Source organism: Candidatus Schekmanbacteria bacterium RIFCSPLOWO2_02_FULL_38_14 (assembly GCA_001790855.1).
Classification (GTDB): domain Bacteria; phylum Schekmanbacteria; class GWA2-38-11; order GWA2-38-11; family GWA2-38-11; genus 2-02-FULL-38-14-A.
Window position 1 is genome coordinate 44581 of record MGDH01000021.1, and the last position, 20551, is coordinate 65131.

20 protein-coding genes are annotated in these 20551 nt (G+C 34.4%); 13 read left to right on the forward strand and 7 right to left on the reverse strand.

Going from position 1 to position 20551, the window contains the following annotated elements:
* Positions 1–117: 117 nt before the first annotated feature.
* Positions 118–1275 (reverse strand): hypothetical protein, encoded by a 1158-nt coding sequence (locus tag A3H37_09815; protein OGL49894.1) that lies wholly within the window; start codon positions 1273–1275, stop codon positions 118–120.
* A gap of 2 nt (positions 1276–1277) precedes the next feature.
* Positions 1278–2336, reverse strand: coding sequence for a histidinol-phosphate transaminase (locus A3H37_09820; GenBank protein OGL49895.1), 1059 nt, complete (start codon positions 2334–2336; stop codon positions 1278–1280).
* 216 nt (positions 2337–2552) lie between these two features.
* Between A3H37_09820 and A3H37_09825 the strand changes: the two genes are divergently transcribed.
* The 6 genes from A3H37_09825 (at position 2553) to A3H37_09850 (ending at position 9375) form a co-directional block, all read left to right on the forward strand.
* On the forward strand, positions 2553–3206 hold the full coding sequence (locus tag A3H37_09825; protein OGL49896.1) for a hypothetical protein: 654 nt from the start codon (positions 2553–2555) through the stop codon (positions 3204–3206).
* A gap of 31 nt (positions 3207–3237) precedes the next feature.
* The gene (locus A3H37_09830; GenBank protein OGL49897.1) at positions 3238–3789 is read left to right on the forward strand and encodes a hypothetical protein; all 552 of its coding nucleotides are present in this window, start codon (positions 3238–3240) and stop codon (positions 3787–3789) included.
* Positions 3790–3833: 44 nt separating this feature from the next.
* Complete coding sequence (locus A3H37_09835; protein ID OGL49898.1) at positions 3834–5645, forward strand: hypothetical protein; 1812 nt, start codon at positions 3834–3836, stop codon at positions 5643–5645.
* 70 nt (positions 5646–5715) lie between these two features.
* Positions 5716–5895 (forward strand): hypothetical protein, encoded by a 180-nt coding sequence (locus tag A3H37_09840; protein ID OGL49899.1) that lies wholly within the window; start codon positions 5716–5718, stop codon positions 5893–5895.
* 413 nt (positions 5896–6308) lie between these two features.
* Positions 6309–7772: a hypothetical protein gene (locus A3H37_09845; protein ID OGL49900.1), complete on the forward strand. Its 1464-nt coding sequence runs from the start codon at positions 6309–6311 to the stop codon at positions 7770–7772.
* 412 nt (positions 7773–8184) lie between these two features.
* Positions 8185–9375 carry a TIGR00299 family protein gene (locus tag A3H37_09850; protein ID OGL49901.1) on the forward strand — a complete coding sequence of 397 codons (1191 nt, stop codon included), beginning with the start codon at positions 8185–8187 and terminating at the stop codon, positions 9373–9375.
* A gap of 32 nt (positions 9376–9407) precedes the next feature.
* Here A3H37_09850 and A3H37_09855 read toward each other — a convergent pair whose 3' ends face one another.
* Genes A3H37_09855 through A3H37_09865 form a run of 3 tightly spaced genes read right to left on the reverse strand, consistent with a single transcriptional unit; the run spans position 9408 to position 12164 of the window.
* A complete protein-coding gene (locus A3H37_09855; GenBank protein ID OGL49902.1) occupies positions 9408–11132 on the reverse strand; it encodes a hypothetical protein in 1725 nt (574 codons plus the stop codon).
* A 23-nt stretch (positions 11133–11155) separates the two neighbouring features.
* Positions 11156–11878 (reverse strand): twin arginine-targeting protein translocase TatC, encoded by a 723-nt coding sequence (locus tag A3H37_09860; protein OGL49932.1) that lies wholly within the window; start codon positions 11876–11878, stop codon positions 11156–11158.
* Positions 11879–11897: 19 nt separating this feature from the next.
* Positions 11898–12164, reverse strand: a complete 267-nt coding sequence (locus tag A3H37_09865; protein OGL49903.1) for a twin arginine-targeting protein translocase TatB — start codon at positions 12162–12164, stop codon at positions 11898–11900.
* A gap of 207 nt (positions 12165–12371) precedes the next feature.
* Between A3H37_09865 and A3H37_09870 the strand changes: the two genes are divergently transcribed.
* Complete coding sequence (locus A3H37_09870; protein OGL49904.1) at positions 12372–13613, forward strand: hypothetical protein; 1242 nt, start codon at positions 12372–12374, stop codon at positions 13611–13613.
* 11 nt (positions 13614–13624) lie between these two features.
* On the opposite strand, the gene A3H37_09875 is transcribed toward A3H37_09870, so the two are convergent.
* Positions 13625–14767 carry a hypothetical protein gene (locus A3H37_09875; protein ID OGL49905.1) on the reverse strand — a complete coding sequence of 381 codons (1143 nt, stop codon included), beginning with the start codon at positions 14765–14767 and terminating at the stop codon, positions 13625–13627.
* Positions 14768–14912: 145 nt separating this feature from the next.
* Here A3H37_09875 and A3H37_09880 point away from each other — a divergent pair, with 145 nt between their 5' ends.
* The 4 genes from A3H37_09880 (at position 14913) to A3H37_09895 (ending at position 17283) form a co-directional block, all read left to right on the forward strand.
* Positions 14913–15836 (forward strand): hypothetical protein, encoded by a 924-nt coding sequence (locus tag A3H37_09880; GenBank protein OGL49906.1) that lies wholly within the window; start codon positions 14913–14915, stop codon positions 15834–15836.
* Between the two features lie 85 nt (positions 15837–15921).
* Positions 15922–16110, forward strand: a complete 189-nt coding sequence (locus A3H37_09885; GenBank protein OGL49933.1) for a 50S ribosomal protein L28 — start codon at positions 15922–15924, stop codon at positions 16108–16110.
* A 198-nt stretch (positions 16111–16308) separates the two neighbouring features.
* Positions 16309–16845, forward strand: a complete 537-nt coding sequence (locus tag A3H37_09890) for a hypothetical protein (protein ID OGL49907.1) — start codon at positions 16309–16311, stop codon at positions 16843–16845.
* A gap of 48 nt (positions 16846–16893) precedes the next feature.
* A complete protein-coding gene (locus A3H37_09895; GenBank protein ID OGL49908.1) occupies positions 16894–17283 on the forward strand; it encodes a hypothetical protein in 390 nt (129 codons plus the stop codon).
* An 8-nt stretch (positions 17284–17291) separates the two neighbouring features.
* Here A3H37_09895 and A3H37_09900 read toward each other — a convergent pair whose 3' ends face one another.
* Entirely contained in the window at positions 17292–18509 is a 1218-nt protein-coding gene (locus A3H37_09900; GenBank protein ID OGL49909.1) for a hypothetical protein, read from the reverse strand.
* 258 nt (positions 18510–18767) lie between these two features.
* Here A3H37_09900 and A3H37_09905 point away from each other — a divergent pair, with 258 nt between their 5' ends.
* Both A3H37_09905 and A3H37_09910 read left to right on the forward strand, forming a co-directional pair.
* Positions 18768–19541, forward strand: a complete 774-nt coding sequence (locus A3H37_09905; GenBank protein ID OGL49910.1) for an inositol monophosphatase — start codon at positions 18768–18770, stop codon at positions 19539–19541.
* Between the two features lie 149 nt (positions 19542–19690).
* The gene (locus A3H37_09910; protein ID OGL49911.1) at positions 19691–20539 is read left to right on the forward strand and encodes a lipoyl synthase; all 849 of its coding nucleotides are present in this window, start codon (positions 19691–19693) and stop codon (positions 20537–20539) included.
* Positions 20540–20551 lie beyond the last annotated feature (12 nt).

Sequence of the window (20551 nt, forward strand, 5' to 3'; positions counted from 1 at the left end):
AATAAAATAAATAGATAAATGCAGTAAACTACCATCGACCTTGTAGGGGGCTTTAATCATACGGCAAGACTTCGGACATTTTCCTTAGTCTTGTCTAAGAACTAACTAAAACAATTTTTATCCCTTTGCAAGCAAACCATAAAGCATTCCTTTCTTTAAAGTAATCGCCCCATCAGGACATACTTCCTGACAGCAGTAACAGCGTATACAGGGATTGTAGTCAATTACTGCACCATTTCTACCAAGCGTTATGGCATTTGCAGGGCAGTTTTCAACGCAGGTATTGCACTTCGTGCATTTTTTAGGTTTCACAACAGGCTTTGCAGTTGTTCTGCTTCTGAATGTTTTTATTATAAACCTGAAAAGAGGGCTTGTTGAGACATCTGATTCAAGCACCCGAAAGTCTTTTATCAGGAATTTTTCTACCTTTTCACCGAGGATTTCAATATTTTCAGGATTTGCAATTCCTCTTCCCTGTTCTTCTGCAAGCTTGCAGGTGGTGAGGGAATAGGGACTTCTGCTGACAATCTGGCATGCAACAGAGTCAACTGCAACTCCATCAACTCCGGCAATTATTGCTCCTATTTTTCTTGGATTTCCGCTTCCTGGTCCATTGCCGTCCATACCAACAACTCCATCCATTATGTTTATGACAATTCTTGGTTTTATTAGTGTGTAGAGGTCAACAATCATCTGGCTGAATTCCTGCCTGTGAGGTACACGCATATGAAGCTGACCTTTTAACAACCCTGGGATACATCCAAAAAGGTTTTTAAGGCTTCCTGTAAGAAGTGCAAGACCGTGGGTTTTTAATTTTGGCAGGTTTATAATTACATCAACTTTTGACAATTCTCCTGTAATGGTGAATTTTTTAAAAGCGTGTGCATCAGGATTTGTTACATCTATCCGCGAAGAGTTGAAATGAAGAATCTGAATTCCTGTTTCATCAGCTACCTGTTTTATTCCGGCAGTAGTTAAAATTTTTATATATTTTTCGTAATTATTATTTCCTTCAGATGCGGGGCTATCGCCAATTATGGAGGTTGCGCCTGCCTCTTTCACCAGATTTATCATTCCCCTGACAATGGTTGGATGAGTTGTTACGGCTTTTTCGGGCTCTTTCCCTGAGAGAAGGTTTATTTTGAGAAGTACTTTCTGTCCGGGTTTGATGAATTTATTGATTCCGTCAAGAAGGTCAAAAGCCTTTTTTAATGAAGCGTCAACAAGGCTCTGATCATATTCCCTACACTCTACCAATGCTACAGAAGTTTTCATTTCTATTCACCACTTTTTTTATTAATAACTTTTTTCAGGGCTGTCAAGAATTTACGGTTTTCTTCAGGAGTTCCAACTGTTACCCTAAGACAGTTGTTCAACGATTGATTCCCTGTAAAACATCTTACAGCGATATCCTCTTTTATCAGTTTGTTATAGACCGTGGAATTATCGTTTTTTGTTTTAAAAAGAATAAAGTTTGCATCTGATGGATATGGCAGAATACCGTTATTTTTTTTCATTTCCATAAAGAGAAAGTCTCTTTCTGCTATTGTTGTTCTGATCTGTTTGTTTAAAAGGGAGAAATTATCGAGAAATATTTTTGCTGCTGCCTGAGTAAAACTGTTTAAGTTATAGGGGAGTCTTACTTTTTCAAGAGTCTCTATCACATCTCTGTTTGCCAGAGCCATTCCTATTCTCAAACTGCTCATTCCTATTTTTGAAAGAGTTTTGAGAATAATCAGGTTTTTATATTTTTTTATATGCGAGAGAAAACTTCTGTCAGAAAAATCAGAATAAGCCTCATCAATCACAACAATTGAGCTGGAGTCTTTAAGTATTTCAAATATAGCTTTGCCTGAAAAACATTTCCCTGTTGGGTTATTTGGATAACTTAGAAATATAATTTTGGTGCCTTTAGCGGACAGTTTCTTCTTAAAAGCCCTGATATCAATATCAAATTCTTTTGTTAATGGAATTTCAACAGGTTTTTGTCCATGGCTTATTGAAATTATTTTATACATTGCAAATGTTGGAACCGGGAAGAGCACTTTCCCTCCGGAGTTTCCGAAGGCTGAAATTATATATGATATAATCTCATCTGAGCCGTTGCCAAGAAGGATAGAATTAACAGGGGTATTTAATTTTTTCGAAATGGCTTTTTTCAGCTCTGCAGCTGAAGGGTCAGGATATCTGTTAAAAGAGAGAAAAGAAGCTTCTTTAATCACCAGTTTCCTGATTTTTGACGGAACAGGAAAAGGGCTTTCGTTAGCATCCAATCTTATTCTGCAGTTTGGAACAGAGGCTTGATAGGCTTTTAAGTTTTTAAGCTCGGGCTTTATGAATTTTTGAAGGTTGAATCTGATAATATTTTTCCCTGTTACGCTTTTCTAAATTCTGTTATAATTCTTATTTTTATTAAAAACATGCAGTTTGTCAAATAAATTGTTATTAACCCGAAGAATCTGAACTGTTTTTTCTTTTTATCTTGTTTTGAAGGAATCAATCTGATAAATCTATTATTTAATCAATGAAATTGCTTCAGGAGAAAGAGATTTATGGAGATAATAAAGGCTTTTATTGAGATGGTTCTGCATCTTGACAAGCATCTTTTTGATTTAGTCAGTCAATATGGAACATGGACTTATGCAATTTTGTTCTTAATTATTTTTTGTGAAACAGGACTTGTGGTAACACCACTTCTTCCTGGAGATTCGCTTCTCTTTGCCGCAGGCGCAATAGCCGCACTCGGAGCACTCAGATGCGATGTTCTTTTTATAATTCTCAGCATTGCGGCAATAGCAGGAGATACCGTGAATTACTGGATTGGGCATTTAATTGGTCCAAGCGTTTTTCATAAGGAGAACTCTCGTATTTTTAAAAAAGAGTATCTTGAAAAAACCCATAATTTTTATGAAAAGTACGGTAGCAAGACCATAATATTGGCAAGGTTTGTTCCGATTGTCCGTACCTTTGCACCTTTTGTTGCCGGTATTGGAAGCATGACTTACGGGCGTTTCATCAATTACAATATCATTGGAGGAGTTGCCTGGATTGCAGTTTTTATCTTTGGTGGTTATTATTTTGGAAATATTCCTATCATAAAAAGAAATTTTACGATTGTAATTCTGGCAATCATAGTTATTTCAATTATGCCTGGAGTGATTGAATATTTGCGCCACAGATACAGATCATCAAAAGTTCCAAATTAAAACAATCCCAGAATTTTTGATGAGCATACCATTGAAAAATAAAATATTTTTTCTCAAAGATGATGGAAGGGTCTCTCAAATCTTAGAAGATACAGTTAGTCTTGCTGAAGATTTAGGTGTGGATTCTCTTACTTTCCAGCATTCCATGTTCAGCAATGAAGAGGTGAGAAAAGAATATGTCGATGGTGTTGAAGCTGACAGGGTTAACCAGATAAATATCCTCGGTTTCACTTATAAGGGTGGAATAAATACAGATTCCATGATTAGACAGATTAGGAACATTCAAAAAAGGAAGTTAAAAATACCCGTAGGTTTTTACCCGAGCATAAAAGTAGATGAAATCAAGTTCTGTTATAATGATTTTAATTATGAGTTCAGAGACAGATGTTTATCAGCATGGAGGAAAGCTGTTATTACTCCAAAAGGGGATATAGGTCCCTGTGTCAACCATCTATTAGACAATATAGGAAATAAGAGCTTTAATGAAATTTGGAACAGCAAGAGATATAAAGGATTCAGAAAGGAACTGAAAACAAGGGGATTGATGCCATCTTGTCTTAGATGCTGCCTCAGGGAATATTAAAAAATCATAATTTAGGAATCATAAATTAGTATTAATGGTGAAAAATGAAGCAAGATTTGAAAGTTAATATAAATTATCAGATCTTCAGTTTAGTTGTTGCTGTTGTGGCTCTTATCATTTTCATTAAAATCTCTTTCCTGCCAATTGATTCATTTTTATTGAGAAGAACAAACGAGGTTATTTTTTTAACAGGGATTTTTTTTATTTCAGTCTTTTTGTCAACAATTTTAAGGTATCAGTTGAGAAAAGCTACAAGGTTTTTAATGGAGATTAGTTATCTGAAGTATATATGTATGATAGGCTTTCTTGTTTTCCTTATTTCATCATTCTTTTCAGTCTTTGTTCTTCAAGGAATTCCCCACATTCAGGATGAAACAGTCTATCTTTTTCAGGCAAAAGTGTTTGCAATGGGAAAACTATATGCTATTCCCAACAAACTTGGAGAGTTCTTCGATTATGAGTTTATAATAAACGAAGGAGGAAAATGGTATGGAAAATATTTTTTTGGCTTCCCTCTATTGCTTTCTCTTGGTGTAATTTTAGGCTATCCATTGATAATAAATCCATTAATTGGAGGCATTTCAATAATTTTTATATCCCTTTTCGGGAGAGAATTTTTAGGAAAAGAAACAGAAAGATTTTTGCCATTACTTTGCCTTTTATCTCCTTTCTATCTTTTTATGTGTGCAACACATCTTTCTCATCCGAGCGCACTGCTATTCTCAAGTATTTTTATAATCTATTTTTTAGAATCAATTAAAAAACATTCGTGGAAATACTCTTTTCTTTCAGGAGCAGCCTTAGGATTTAACTTTAACATAAGACCTTATGATTCTGTCTTGATAGCGGCACCGTTTTTTATCTACGGAATTTATCATTTAATGAAAAAAGAAATAAAATTGAAACAGGTTGTTTTTTTTATTGCATCTTTTCTTTTTTTCTTCATGCTTTTTTTGCTTTATAATTTTACTCTGACAGGAGATGCTTTTCAGACTCCGTTCAATAAATATTGCCCTACTGACCGTCTCGGGTTTGGCAAGGAAATCGGACTTCCATATTTAAAGGAGTACGGGCATACTTTTTGGGATGGTCTTGATAATACAAGAAAAAATTTAAAGCTTATTAGCGAGGGGTTGCTTGGCTGGCCGATTTTAACATTCTTTTTAATAATTGTTCCTTTTCTGTTCAAGTCTAAAAACAAGTGGGACTGGATATCTCTCTCGTCCTTTTCTGCAGTAGTATTCGGGTATATTTTCTATTATTTTGATGGAATCGCTTTTGGAGCAAGGTATTATTTTATAACATTACCAATGCTTCTTGTTCTTACAATCAGAGGGATAACCTTTATTGATGAGCCAATCAAAAAACTGACCCAGAAATATTTTAAATTATCACCTTTTTCTGCTGAAAATGTATTGCCAATCATTATCTTTTTTTTAATTTCAAGAAACATAATTTTTTATATTCCAGAAAGAATTGCTGAGTACGGAAACAGATACTGGAATATAGATAAGGTATTAGAACAAGAAGTAAAAAAGAGCAGTATCCATAATGCGGTAATATTTATAAAATCAGGAAATTTCAGAAAAGGGGAAGCTGCACCAAATTACTATGGAGCAGGTTTCATGTTGAATTCTCCGCAGCTTGATACTGATATAATTTATGCAAGAGATTTGGGTGATGAAAAGAATGAAAAATTAATGAGAGAGTTCAGTAAAAGAAAATATTTCAGATTTATATATGGTAAATCATTAATAACTTCTGAAAGAAATTATATTGTAAACTTATCACCTGTCATTTATGAATTGCCAAAACCAGAGATTGGTTCAAAAAACCTTTTTGAATATTTCCCTTAACGTTTAATTATTTCCTGATATAAACTGTGGCATAAGTTCTGAGTAATTAGAAAGAAGGTAATCTATTTTATTGTTAAAGTTTACTGCAACATTAAAAAAGCTTGTTGAGCTTTCTTCAGTGATTCTAAAACTCAGAAAGAGTATTCCTTCCTTATATAAAAAAGCAATACTCATCAAAAACAGGAAACTTAACAATACCAATGTTGTAAGGGTTAACAGCTCTTTTTTCAGTGAAAGAATATTTTTATAGACTGAAAAGAGATAGTAGACAAATGAAAGATAAATCAGGAAAACAAAAAATGGAAACCATAGCTTACTATAAGTTCCAAGTGGAGAATATTTCCAGTTCCATTCTTCAGGACCAGTGAGCAAAGGAGAAAAGTTATATGAAATAAGCAGTAGTAAAATTAATGTTAAAGAGGAAGAAAAAAAACAGGAAAAACCGTTCACCTTTTATTTTATCTGAATTTTTTTCCATGAAATATCCTGTAAGTTTTTATCAGGTAGACTGTGTTCCTGTCAATGATTTAGACTCAGATATTGTTCTGTCATGATATTTTTGTTTGAACTAAAAAAGAATATCTGATATTAATATTTTCTGTTGAATATGTTTATCAGAAATTTAAACTTGAAACTGAATATTGTTATTAAGGAGGTTTTTAAATGCAAAAATTTCACAAATTCTGTTTAAAAATATTTATTGTATTTATAATTTTTTATCTTCAGGGTTGTAGCAAAGGTTGCAGAAGCGGAGAAGATAACAAACTTAAAGAAGTTGGAAAACTAATCCAAAAAAGCGAACTAAAAGAGGCTTCTAAAATTTTATATGAGATAATAAAAAATAACCCTAAAAGTGACAAGGCTTATGAAATGAGAATAAAACTCTATTCTCAGCTTAAAAGAGATGGAGATCTCCTTGATGATTATGACAAAATTGCAGAAATAAGAGGGGCTGAGCAGCTCCCTCTGCTGAAAGAAATCTGCCTTGGTTTTATAAGGACTTCTTTTGATAATGATGACGTAGATGTTAAAATAGATACTGTTAAAGCTGTTACAGATTTAAATGAGAGTTTTTTTATTCCTGATTTGCAAAAATTGATTGGTGATGAAGATTATGATGTAAGGGATGAAGCAGCATCAGCATTAAAGAAGTTTAATGTATTACCCTCTCAAGCCAGATTGAATGAAATGTTTAACAGCAGCAATGAATGGAACAGGAAATATGCTGTAAAGGTATGGGGTGAAGACAAAAATGTTTCCTCTATACCTGAATTTAAAAAAGCACTTTATGATAGTGATATTACTGTCAAAATTGAAGCAATTAAAGCCTTGGGGAAAAAGGGTGATAAATCTGCGATATTGGAGTTGAAACGGTTATTAAATGCAGATGAACCTGAAATAAAACTTTATGCTGCTGAAGGTTTGGTTAAGCTTGGGGAAGTTTCTGCATATAAAGAATTATTTGGAGCTTTGGATGAAGATGATTATGATATAAGAATTCTGGCAATAAAAATTCTTGGAGAAACAGGAGGGGTAGATGTTACAAAAAGACTTAGAAGCGTTTTGGAAGAAGATGATGAAATCGTGAGAAAAGAGGCTATAGACACCATAGCAAAGCTAGGGGACAAAAAGGTTATTCCTGCGCTTCTTAAATTTACAAAAGATGATGATTATGATGTCAGAATATCAGCATTTCTTGCTTTGTATAAACTTGGGGAACCATCTGTTGTTGAAAGGCTTAAAAATGGTTTGAATAATGATGATTTTGAAATCAGGAGCTCTGCTGTTTCGGTTATTGGAGAAATAGGGAGTAAAGCAATAACGCTGGATGAGCTGATTAAAATCAGACAACTTTTACAGGATAATGATCCTGAGGTCAGAATCGCAGCAGTACATTCCTTAGGACTGATAGGGAGTAAGGAAGATGTTAAGGAATTCAGAAAGGCTTTAAAGGATGAGGATGACGAGGTGAAGCTTGAGGCAGTTATTGCCTTAGGTAAGATTGGAGATGGTCAGGTTATAAAGGAGTTAAGGGATATATTGAGGAAAAAGATAATGAGCCCTGACTTCAAAATCCAGACAGCTCTTGCCTTAGGGAAAATAATTAAAGCCGCAGGAATTCATTAATTTTAGCACTGTCAACTTAACTGGGTCTGATTTTTCTTTGAGAAAAAGCTAACCAGTGTAAGTTGTCAATATTAACATCAGCAAATTCTATAGGAGCCTTACCGTTCCTATGAGATTCTCTGTAACATTGTTATCCCTTACAAAAAAAGGGATTATGGAAACGGGCAGTTAAAAGATCAAAGTATCTTTCTAATGAGTTTATAACTCTTTTATGGTAAGGGGCTTTAAATAGGTTTCTGGGTAATAAGAGTTTCTTGATTTCCTTTTATTTACCAATTATTTTTTCAGGTTGTTTAAAAACAAGATAAAATTAAAATCAACACTAAAGGATAAGACTGCATTAACTGATGTTTTTTATTTCACAGCCACTGGCGTTCAACTGAACTCACTTTAGTCTGCGAAGAGGTTTCTTATGAAAATTGCTTTTTTTGACTGTTTTTCCGGCATAAGCGGAGACATGGCTGTAGGGGCCCTTATAGATTTAGGGCTTGATTTTGAATATTTAAAAAAGGAATTAAGGAAATTACAGATTACAGATTACAGATTACAGATTACAAAAGTAAGAAGAAGTGGCATAAGGGGAATAAAGTTTAATGTTGATGTCAATCTTCATAAACAGCATCACAGGGATTTAGAAGAGATAAATGGAATCATAAATAAAAGCAAATTAAATGATGAAGTAAAAAGTTTAAGCAAAGCCATCTTTTATAAAATTGCAAAGGCTGAAGCAAAAGTCCACGGAGTAAAAGTCAAGAATGTACATTTTCATGAGATAGGCGCAGTTGATTCAATAATTGATATTGTAGCTTTTTCAATTGGATTAAATTATTTAAAAATTGATAAGGTCATAAGCTCTCCCATAAATGTTGGGGAAGGGTTTGTTAAAACAGAACACGGACTTCTCCCTATGCCAGCCCCTGCAACTGCTGAAATTTTAAAAGGCATACCATTTTACAGCAATGGTACAAAAATGGAGTTAGCAACTCCAACAGGCGCAGCCATTATTGCAACAGTCGCTGAGGGCTTTATGAACTTACCAGCAATTATGGCAGAAAAAATCGGATACGGAGCAGGCTCAAGAGAAATCAACGGGACTCCAAACCTTTTAAGAATATTTCTTGCTCAGGAAAACAGGAGAAACTCTTCCGGCTATGACAACGATATGATAACTGTCATTGAAACAAACATTGACGACCTCCCCTCTCAGGTCTATGAAGAGTTAATGGAAAATGTTCTTGAAGCCGGAGCCCTTGACATATTCCTGACTCCTATCATAATGAAAAAAAACAGACCTGCAGTTAAAGTCTCAATTCTTACAGAAAAGGAAAAGGCATTAAGAGTCTGCGATATCTTATTTAAAGAGACCAGCACGTTTGGAATCAGGACTTATGAAGCCTTCAGATATAAACTTGAAAGAGAAGGGAAAAAAATAAAGACAAGCCTTGGCAATGTTGAAATCAAATCAGGGAAAATCGGTGGAAAAATATTTAAGGTAGCACCTGAATATGAAAACATTAAAAAGATTTCAAGAGACAAGGGAATACCTCTCCTGAAAGTATTGAAAAAAGTTGAGGCAGAAATTAATAAAAGATTCAAGCTGTAAGCTGTTTAAAAATTTGTGGTTTGAGAATCGGACTATTTCGGGTTTGGTGGCATAATTTCATTAAGCTTCTTCTTTGCTCCTGCATTTTTACTGTCAATCTCAAGGGATTTCTTCCATTCAGAAATTGCCATCTCTTTCTGATTAAGCTTTATGTATATATCACCCATATGTTCTCTTATTGTCGGGTCATTAGGAGAGAATTTTATGGCTTCAAGAATCTTTTCTCTTGCAAGTTTAATTTCACCTTTTTTAAAATATGCCCACCCCAGGCTGTCAAGAAAGAACCCATTTTCAGGCTCAATTTCAAGTGCTTTTTTAACAAGTTCTACTGCTTCATCAAGGTTAATACCTTTATCAGCAAAAAGATAACCAAGATAGTTATAAGCATTTGCATGTTTGTTGTCTGTTTTTATAGCCTCTCTCAATTCTTTTACAGTATTATCCGTATCACCAAGTTTGTCATAGGCTGTAGCCAGATTAAAGTAATAATCAGCATTTCCGGGATCAAGCTCGATGGCTTTTTTAAAAGAATCAACAGCCTTATCATATTTCTCGCTCTTGTAGAGAGCAAGTCCTTTATAAAAATAAAGTCTTGAATTCTGTGGTTCTATTTCCAAAGCCTTATCAATTGGCTCTATTGATTTTTCATTAAGATTCATACTTTGGTAAATAAAGCTCTGATGCACTCTTGCAACCACTGAGTATGGGTCAATTTCCAAAAGATTATTAGTCTCTTCCATAGCTTTATCATATTGTTTAAGATCTTCAAGCGTCATAATCACATAAACAATTGTCTGCATATCTTTTGAATTATATTTTAAAAATTCCCTGAAAGAAGTCAGAGCATTTTCAAACTCTTTTTTTTCAAAATAAATTACTCCTATCTGGTAATGACTGGACGGGTCATTTGGATATATTTTTTTCAGATTGAGGAACTGTCCTAATGCCTCATCAAACATATTCTGCTCTATATACAGCTCTGCAAGGTTTTTAATTCCTGCATCATTTTCCGGATTAAGCTCAATAAACTTCTTGAAAAACTCCTCAGCTTCCTCAAATTTTTTTTTCTCACTATAAAGATTCGCAAGATTATAAAGAGCTGAATCCATCTGAGGGTTTATTTCAATTGCTTTTTTAAAGGCTTCTACTGCATCGTCGTATCTGTCCAGATTAGCATAAGCCTGACCCAAATAAAAATAACCTATTAGTATACCGGAATTCACAGAAATTAACCTTTTATATATTCTAACAGATTCTTCGAAATCTTTTTTACCGTTATATATTGAACCCAAAAGCAGATAGGCTTCAATAGTTGATGGCTCAATTTCTATAATTTTTCTGTAAGCCTCTTCTGCCTTTGAAATATTGCCCGATTTTCCGAAAATCTCACCAATGATATAGTATATTTGCGGAAACTGAGGATTTAATTTCATTGCTTCGTTTGCGTGCTTCTCAGCTTCTTTAAAATTTCCTGTATTGTAGTATAATGCGGCAAGATTGGCGTGCAGGTACGAAGAAGAGGAATCAGCTTCTGTTGCCTTTAATGCTTCGTCAATAGCCTCAATTAAATCTCCTTTAAACCTGCTGGTTTCAGATAAAAGAAAATGGTAGATTGCCTGTGACTTAGTTTCAGTTGCTTTCTTAGAAAAGTAAGAATCCGGTTCTCCGACGGAATCAACCCCGCCTTCAGCATTTTTAAAAACAAAAGCAAGATTAAAAAGTGCAGTAATAAGAATAAATATTATAAGTTTTTTCAATATTTTCCCCTGTTTGAAATTTGTTATACTGATTTCTCAGCAGGCTTATTTACAAATATTTTAATTAATATAATACTAATCTCATATAAAATATACAATGGAATTGCAAGGGTACATTGAGTAAACATATCAGGGGTTGGTGTTACAACCGCTGCAATTAGAAAACTTATCAAAAGCGCGTACTTTCTGTTTTTAGTAAGAATTGCCAGAGATATTATTCCCATTTTAGCCATCAAAAGTAAAAACACCGGAAGCTCAAAGCATATCCCCAGCCCAAAAAGCAACCAGGAAATGAGAGAAAGGGCATCATTTATTGTTATCATTGGAATCAGCCCCTCTGCAAATTTTAGCAGGAAACTGAAACTAATTGGAAGAAGAACAAAATACCCGAAAGATGCTCCGCCTATGAAGAAAAAAATGGAAAGCAGCAAAAAAACAAGCGAATATTTTTTTTCATTCTTGTAAAGCCCCGGAGAAACAAATCTCCAGAGCTGAAATAATATTAACGGCGAAACAATGAATACCCCGACAATAAGAGCTACTTTTAAATAGACCATAAAAGGTTGTACCGGATTGGTAAAAACAAGCTGTTGCTGGCTTTTTGGCAATATTATTAGAAGAGGCTTCATCAGAAGGAAGAAAAGTTCTCTGGAGTAAATATAGCAGATTATAAACCCGGCAAAAACCGCGATAGCGCATGTAATAATTCTTTTTCTGAGCTCTTCAAGATGCTCAAAAAAGGTCATCTCTTTGTCATTGCTTTTCTTAGGACTTTTTTTCTCCGTTTCCAACCTTTTCCTCTAAATCAATATTTACCGAACTCTTCATATCTTCGTATTCATCCTTTAAAAGTTTTTTCTCTTCCTTGAACATCTCTTCATTAACCGTTTCCTTTACATCTTCAACGGCTCGTTTAAATTCAGCAAGAGTCTTCCCAATGGCTTTAGCAACATCAGGCAGCCTTTTGGGCCCAATAAGCACTAAAGCCAGCACAACTATCACCAGCATTTCCTGAAAACCGATTCCAAACATAGCTTTTACCTTAATTGCTCATATCTCTTCAGGGAAAAATTACGTTAAATTCATAAGATTGTCAATTCAAAAGCTCTTTCTGTTTAAAAACATAAATATCAAATTTTTGAATAAAAATATATAGATGTTTCTTTATTTCAAATTTCATATTTAACTTTTGGTTCAAATGTGTTAAAAAAATCTAAGATTTAAGTCTCTTTTAATATTATGAAAAACAAATGGAATTTTAATAACCTTATAAATTCTTCTATTGCCAGAAGAATTATCATTATCCTGATTGTTGCCGGATTGATAGGGATAGGAATTAATGCTGGCTACAGGGCAACAAAAAATACTGATTTCAACGACTACTATGATGCTGCAAAAGCATTCCGCAGCGGAAAATGGATTTTTGAAATAAGGGGATATAAGTATCCGCAGTTCTTTGCAATAATATTTTCCGCCTTTACATTCATTCCTCCATTCCCGTCAGCCATAATCTGGTATGTTCTGAACATATTTTTTTTAGCTTGGTCTGTTATTCTGAGTGTAAAAATTGTCAACAATGATTACAAAAGAAAAAAAAATATCCTTTATGTAATCCCTTTGCTTATCACATCTTTATTCTGGATAGACAATCTTATGCTCGGACAGGTTAACATCTTAATCCTCCTTCTTGTCTGTACAACCTTCTATCTCTTTAAAATCAGGAAAGACTGCCTTGCAGGCATTTTTCTTGCTTGCAGCATTTCAATCAAAATAACCCCGGCACTTTTCATTCTCTACTTCATTTACAAGAAACAATATAAAATAATTGCCGGAGTTGTTCTCGGGTTAATTATATTTCTTATAATATTCCCTTCCCTTTTTCTTGGATTTGAGAAAAATACGGCAGAGCTTAAAGGATGGAGCAAAAAAATGTTAATTCCTTTTATTTCTGAAGGAAAAGTGAAACAGAGATTTAACAACCAGTCACTCCCGGCTGCGCTTAACCGTTTTTTAAGGAAAGTAAATGCAGGGAAAACTAGCAATCCAATATATGTAAATTTCGTGGATTTGGAAAAAGGAGTTGTAACCAAAACAGTTTTACTCTTTTACTGTCTGATTATGTTAGCTTTAATTGCAGTATGCAGGATAAACCTTTCAGACAGGGATAATCCGCTTTTACCTTTTGAATTTTCCTCTGTCCTTATGGCTACGCTTTTCATCTCAGCAACCTCATGGACATTCCATTTCTCTATTCTTCTTTTTCCTTATACTGCAGGAATAAATTATCTTTTGAAAACTGAAAAGACAGAGACGCCATACAAGATAATGCTTGGTTCGATTATAATATCTGCGATTTTTTATTTTCTCACGATTTCAGACTTAATGAGGGCATTAAGCTGCATCCTTGCAGGGACTCTGGTTTTCTGGATTGGAACAATAGCAGTAATGTATCTGAATCTGCATAAATCCATTAAAACATAGAAAGCAGAAAATCATTTCTTTTCATTGGATGAAACAACTTCAAAGAAAAGCCTTTCATTTTTCTCAACCCATACATTGAAATTAAATTTTTTCATTAAGGAATTACAGGCTGCTTCGCCAAGTTTTTTAGCTCCATCCCTGTCTTTAAGAGTCCTTATAATCGCTACAGCCATTGCTTCTGAATCCATTTCAGAAATAAGCATTCCTGTAATTCCATCTTCAATTATCTCAGGTATTATTCCCACTTTTGTTGCGATAATAGGTTTCTTCATTGCCATAAACTCATAACACGCGCGGCTTGACCCCTCTGACCCTTTGGAAGAAATAACTGCAACATCAAAGGAAGCAACAATTTCTGGAATGTCATCCCTGAAACCGGTAAAAATTATACTCTCTTTGATACCAAGCTTTTCAATTATAGATTGGAGATGGGTTAAAAAATTCCTGTCTCTAAAATCTCCTGCAAAGATAAATTTAGCATCAGGAAACTCCTTTTTTATTGCTGGAACAGCATTGAGCACGAATCTGTGCCCCTTTATAGGAGTTATCCTTCCAACAACACCTATAACAGGAGAACTCTCAGATATTCTAAACTCTCTTCTTATTTTTTCACCTGACAACCTGTAATCAAAAAGCCCTGTATCCGCGCCTGTATAAATAACCTCTAATTTTTTTTCATTGAACCTGTTATTGCTGATAAGATTATCTCTTATATGGTTTGCCACACAGATAATCTTATCAGTCTTATAATTATAAAGCCATTTGTTGAAAATATGGTTTTTTACCGCAACATTGACATGCCTTGTTCTCATGAGAGGTATTTTTTTTCTTGAAATTGAAAGAGCTAAAGCTGCAAGCCAGTGGTCATGGCCTCTGTGTGAATGGACAATATCAATCTTCTGGTTTCTGAAAATTGCAACAAGCCTTGAAATATCCTCAAAATTATCTCTTATATTAAAATGACCATTCATATTCAGAGGTATATTTGGCAAACCTGCCTCGTCAGCCTTTTTGCTCAGCTCCCATCCACGCCTTGTAATGAGAAAAACTTTATGACCTCTCTGGATAAGTCTGCTGGAAAGGTTAAACACATGAGCTGCTTCACCTATCCATCTGCGGCTGCTGATGATTTCTAATATGCTAAGACTTTTCAATGATACCTCTTAGAATGTAATTCAAGGGTTCAAGGGTTGTTCCGGAACACTTTCAACAATTAAATAAAGCTATTTCCAAATTATTCCCTTGTCAACAAAATACAAAGATGGTAAAAAAATAAGACTTTGTTTTAAAAAGGGATTTATGAATTTGTTATTTAGAAATCTTATTTGTATTTTAGAAAGTAATTTCAATTACCTTTCACAGATGCTTTTTAAAAATGATAATTCTCACTTTCTGTATCAGGACGGTATGAGAATTTTCTGGACAGATGAAATCTCATCTGAAACAGCAAGATCAATAAATTCTATATTAGATTTAAGCCTCAGTGAAAATGGCTCGCTTGTAAAATCAAGCAGGTCAAGGACTGTAATTACTGTTTCTCTCCCCCAAAAAAATTCTGAAAGCAAAAAGATTTTTATAAAAAAATATGTAGTCAAGAACAGACTGAAAGGATTTGTGAACCTCTTTGCCCCATCAAAAGCCTGGAGAGAGATGTATCTGATGCGCAAGATGGTTGAGTCAGGAATTCCAAGCACAAAACCGCTTATAGTTGCTGAAAAAAGATATAATTCAATGCTTAAGGAAAGCTATCTCATTACTGAAGAAGTTCCAAACTCCCAGAACTTCCTATCCTTTATTAAACAGAATTTCTCGGAGAAAGAAAAAAGAGAACCCCTGCTGAAACTGGCAAACTTTATCTCCTGGATTCATAATAAAGGGTTTTTCCATTCTGACTTAACGCTTAAAAACATTTTAGTTTCTGCCACAAATGGAAATGATGAAAATCTTTTAATAATGGATTTAGACAATGCTATTTTTACAAAAGGGAATATCTCTATATGGAACAGGGCTAAAAACCTTTTTCAACTGTCAAGGCTTATGAGCAGTGAAAACTCTTTTACAGAAGAGGACAGAAAATTTTTTGTTGATAGTTATTGCAGAATTTCAAATTCCCTTCCAGTTAAAAAAATTCTAAAAAAAATAGAAATGGTAAAATTATATTCAAGTTTGAAGGATAGTTACAGAAAATTTGAAAAAATGTTATCAAGAAAATCAAATAGTTAGCTTTAAGACTATTATTTCCTTTGACATTTTGAGTTTGATATTTAAACTATTAAAGTTATTTAAGCAATCAAAGGAGGTGTTTCGGGTGGCACAAAGATGCGATATCTGTGGGAAGGGACCAATGTATGGCCACAACATAAGCCATGCCCACAATGTTTCAAATAGAAGATTTAATCCAAATCTTCAAAACCGTAAGGTCCTCATTAATGGAACTAAAAAGACCATAAAAGTCTGTACAAGATGTATCCGTTCAGGTGCAGTTGTTGCAGCTTAGATATATTTAGTGTTTAAAGATTCTGAGGGGAAGGCTAAAAACCCCAGACGCAAAGTTCAAAGCTAAAACTCAAAATTAAAAACTTTAAACTTTAGTTTTGAATTTTTCTTTTGGGGTTTTTAACTGGCTCAAATTCTTGTTTCCTCAGAAACTGAACCATATTATTTTTGAATCACTATACATTTTCAAGCCTCTATTATGGTTTCTGAAAACGAAAAGGAGATAAGGGAAAGAGTACAGGAAATCCTGGCACAGGAAGAAAAAAGAAAAAAAATCATTAAAATAGTTCCTGTTCTGTTTCTATATGCAATCGGGATAATAACTGTGGTTGCAATTCTTGGTATATTTATTAACCTGATAAAAACCAAGGAAAAACCTGAAGAAATAAAAAAATCGCACATTACAGAAACCATAAAACCAGACACTGAACAGTTCAACACTGTTTTCAAATCAAAATTTCTTAAAAAAACAGAACAAGCAGAATTCATTGATTCATGGTCACTTAATAAAGAAAGAAATAAACTCACAATAAAAGTCAATAAAAAGTGGTATCAGATGAAGGACCATACCAAGATAAAAGCTTTAAAGATTTTCAGAGAAGAATTTTTAAAAATATATTCAGAATCAAACCTGTCAGAAAAAACTGATAAATCTCCCGAGATTAATGTAATTAATTTTAATGGCAATACCATAGCCGTTTGTGATGAAAATGGAACTTCTTTAAGAAAACCTTAGAATCAAGAATTTTTCTTTATTTTAAATTTTAAATAAGAGGAGGTTTTAATGGAAGAATTCTTTGCCTTTGCCGGATTTGTTATAGCAATTTTTTGGGGATTAAGGGTTAAATTATTCCGTGATAAAGAAAAACGTATCAGTGATGCTCTATATCTTGTTGGAATGATAATACTAATTTTTGGCGCAAGCGCCAGCCTGTCTTTGTTTTTTGAGACTTATGCTAAATATTCAAAGACCTCTTATTATCTGAAACAGAACCCTGACTCCATAATAAGCTATTTTGACTTTATCCAGTGGCGGTATGCAAAAGTTATATTTGTTGCAGGATTTGTCGGGAGTATTGTGTGCGGGTTTTTCTTTATAGCTTTAACAAAACTAATTGGTTCCCTTGATGAAATAAGCAAGTCTCTTAAAGAAAACATCCGGAAAACAGACTGAGCTTTTATCTAATAGCTTTTCTCCCACCAGATTACAGCACCCTGTTTATTAACCACAGTTTTGAACCCGTAAGGCGTTTTAAATAGTTTCTTTTTTAAAAAAGATTTTAACTTTTTATCATAATCCCTGCCTTTGATATTCAGATATTCTTTCCAGAAATCAACAGCCTCATCAAGGCTCTTAAAAGGCTGGTCCATATTGTAACTAATTATCTTTATGTTTGCATAAACACCAAGATGATGAAGACTGTCATAAATCTGGAGGTAATCATTTTTTTCAGGAAATATTTTTCTGAAAATAAGAGGGTACAGCTCTTTAAAATAAAATTTATCTTTTTTGGAATCCACTCCATGAATTAAAAAAACAAGTCTCGGTTTGATTTTGTCCAAATCTTCAAGGAATAGTTTCATATCCTTTAAAACCTTTGGAACATTTGCCAGAAATAATATGCTGTGAACTGATAACTTCGTTTTCCCCCATAGAGCATTTACAAAATTTATATTCTTTAACCCTTTTTTCAAAGCCTCTCTTCTCATAATATTCATCATTGGTTTTGATGGTTCTAAAGCTGTAACTTTTTTTACCCTTTCTGCAAGAGGAATTGTCAGTGCTCCACAACCAGCGCCTATATCAAGAACAGAGTCGCTATTCCTGACTAAAGGCATTACTGCTGCCATTACCATCTCTGAAAAATCACTTTCCCGAAGAGCCCTGAAATACCATTTCGCCTTTTTCTGATTCCAGTCAGTAAATATTTCAGGGGCGTATGGCTTAATAGGTTTCTTGTTGATTGAGCATCCAAGCGCTTTTTCAATAACATTCCTTGTAGCCGGATTGAGACTGAAAGCATCAAGCTTCTCAGGAGATACAAATCGTGCCTCAACAATATCAGAAGAAGCTTTCAGCTTTCCGCCAAGACATTTACCGCAATAATCAATTAAAACGTAGTGATACCTTACTCGATTATCCAAATCAGAGGAAATCCTTTCCAGAAGCTCAACAGGCTCTTCAACAAAAATATCAAGCCCCGTCTCTTCCTTTATTTCTCTTGCTGCTGCTACCTTAAGCGATTCGCCGACATTTACTGCCCCACCCGGGATACTCCATTCCCCTCGGCTTGGATTCTTTCCCCTTTTCACAAGAAGGACTTTCCCATCCTTTACTACTACTACTCCAACGCCAACTACAGGCTGTGATGGATATTCTCTCTTTATTCTTTTGGTCATAATTTCTCTCGATTGCAGGCAAAGAAAAATATAAAATATAAGTTCAAATATCAAAGTCCAAATGTCAAATCAAGTTCAAAACTTTGAGCTTTGATATTTGACATTAGTTTATCTGCCAACTATAGTTTAATCTATTGAAAGTTATGGCAGCAGAATTTTTTATTTTGACTTCTAATTTGTCATTTTGAATTTTGATAGAATCCATGACCCCTCAACCCCTTGAACCCTTTTAATACTTTTTTGAGAGAAAGGAAGAAGATGGATGAATTGCAGAAAGTAGCCATAGAAGCAGCTTTAAAGGCAGGAAAAATATTGAGGGATAATGTTGATAAGAAATTTTCTATTGACTACAAGTCAGAAAAAAATCTTGTTACTGCGATAGACACTGCTGCAGAGAAAGCGATACTTGGGATAATTAATGAAAAGTTTCCATCACACAGTATTTTGACTGAAGAAAATGGTGAGGAAACCAGAGACTCAAATTTTAAATGGATAATAGACCCCCTTGACGGTACTACCAATTACGCTCATGGATTCAGAATGTTCTGTGTTTCAATCGGCATAGAAAAAAATGGAGAAGTGATTTTTGGAGTTGTTTATGACCCTATAGCAGATGAGTTATTTACAGGGATTAAAAACTCAGGAGCTTTTTTAAACAACAAAAGAATCTTTGTTTCAAAGATAAAATCTCTATCTGACAGCCTGCTTGCAACAGGCTTTCCTTATGACATAGAGAAAAACCCAAAAAACAACCTTAACCACTTCAGCAGATTTTCCTTTAATGCACAGGCAATAAGAAGGGCAGGCTCAGCAGCCCTTGACCTGTGCTATGTTGCCTGCGGAAGATTTGATGGTTTCTGGGAATCAGGCTTAAACCCGTGGGATGTAGCGGCAGGAGGGCTCATAGTAAGTGAAGCCAGAGGCATGGTGAGTGATTTTTCAGGAAAGGATTTCAGCATCTACAGAAGAGAAACCCTTGCAAGCAATGGAAAGATTCATCAGCAGATGATGAAAACACTCTCCAAAAAGTAAAAACATATATTTACGTATGTTAGTTATAAATTAAAATTAACAGGTCTAAACCTGTTGCTACAGAAAATTAGTTAGTAAAATTTCTTGATGTTTTAGAAACTCTTTATTATTATAATTAAATTTTAACTTTTTGGAAAGAAGATATTATCTTGAAAAGAAACGTTCCCAATTGGCTTGTAAAACGTGGCTTTGATATTTCCCAGCTACACGATGTAAAAACCCTGCTGAGAAAAAAAGGGCTACATACTGTCTGTGAAGAAGCAAGATGCCCGAACATCGGAGAGTGTTTTAAAAAGCCAACGGCAACCTTTATGATAATGGGAAACACCTGCACAAGAAGTTGCAGGTTTTGCGCGGTAACACAGGGGAATCCCGAGCCGCTGGAAAAGAGTGAACCCTCAAGAATTGCAGAGGCAGTAATGGAATTAAAACTTAGACATGTTGTTGTAACCTCTGTAACAAGGGATGATATCAGCGACGGAGGAGCATCCCATTTTGCAGAAACAGTTAAGGAGATTAGAAAACTCAATAAGGATATTGCAATTGAAGTTCTGATACCTGATTTCAAAGGTTCATCTGAGAGTCTTTCAAAGGTATGCAAATCAGAGCCTGATATAATCAACCACAACCTTGAAACAGTACCGCGCCTTTACAGGGATATAAGGCCTGAAGCAGATTATTTGCGCTCACTTGATCTGATTAAAAAAGTTAAAGACTTGTTTTCAGGAGCATTGACAAAATCAGGAATTATGGTTGGCCTTGGAGAAACAAAAAAAGAAGTAGTTTCTGTTTTAGAGGACTTAAGAAATTTTAATTGCGATATGGTAACAATCGGACAGTATTTAAGTCCGGAAAAAGACAGCTTTCCTGTACAGGAATATGTTCCGCCTGACACCTTTGAGTATTACAGAAAGACAGGAGAGATGATGGGTTTTAAGAATATTGCATCTGCGCCATTTGTAAGAAGTTCATATATGGCAGAAGAACAGATGCTATAAATAAAGTTTAGA

What these genes read in the sequence shown, in the direction of transcription:
- A3H37_09850 (OGL49901.1), top strand. Translation starts at nt 8,185, where the DNA reads ATGAAAATTGCTTTTTTTGACTGTTTTTCCGGCATAAGCGGAGACATG.
- A3H37_09845 (OGL49900.1), top strand. Translation starts at nt 6,309, where the DNA reads ATGCAAAAATTTCACAAATTCTGTTTAAAAATATTTATTGTATTTATA.
- A3H37_09835 (OGL49898.1), top strand. Translation starts at nt 3,834, where the DNA reads ATGAAGCAAGATTTGAAAGTTAATATAAATTATCAGATCTTCAGTTTA.
- A3H37_09825 (OGL49896.1), top strand. Translation starts at nt 2,553, where the DNA reads ATGGAGATAATAAAGGCTTTTATTGAGATGGTTCTGCATCTTGACAAG.
- A3H37_09865 (OGL49903.1), bottom strand. Translation starts at nt 12,164, where the DNA reads ATGTTTGGAATCGGTTTTCAGGAAATGCTGGTGATAGTTGTGCTGGCT.
- A3H37_09900 (OGL49909.1), bottom strand. Translation starts at nt 18,509, where the DNA reads ATGACCAAAAGAATAAAGAGAGAATATCCATCACAGCCTGTAGTTGGC.
- A3H37_09815 (OGL49894.1), bottom strand. Translation starts at nt 1,275, where the DNA reads ATGAAAACTTCTGTAGCATTGGTAGAGTGTAGGGAATATGATCAGAGC.
- A3H37_09905 (OGL49910.1), top strand. Translation starts at nt 18,768, where the DNA reads ATGGATGAATTGCAGAAAGTAGCCATAGAAGCAGCTTTAAAGGCAGGA.
- A3H37_09860 (OGL49932.1), bottom strand. Translation starts at nt 11,878, where the DNA reads ATGACCTTTTTTGAGCATCTTGAAGAGCTCAGAAAAAGAATTATTACA.
- A3H37_09890 (OGL49907.1), top strand. Translation starts at nt 16,309, where the DNA reads ATGGTTTCTGAAAACGAAAAGGAGATAAGGGAAAGAGTACAGGAAATC.
- A3H37_09880 (OGL49906.1), top strand. Translation starts at nt 14,913, where the DNA reads ATGAATTTGTTATTTAGAAATCTTATTTGTATTTTAGAAAGTAATTTC.
- A3H37_09895 (OGL49908.1), top strand. Translation starts at nt 16,894, where the DNA reads ATGGAAGAATTCTTTGCCTTTGCCGGATTTGTTATAGCAATTTTTTGG.
- A3H37_09870 (OGL49904.1), top strand. Translation starts at nt 12,372, where the DNA reads ATGAAAAACAAATGGAATTTTAATAACCTTATAAATTCTTCTATTGCC.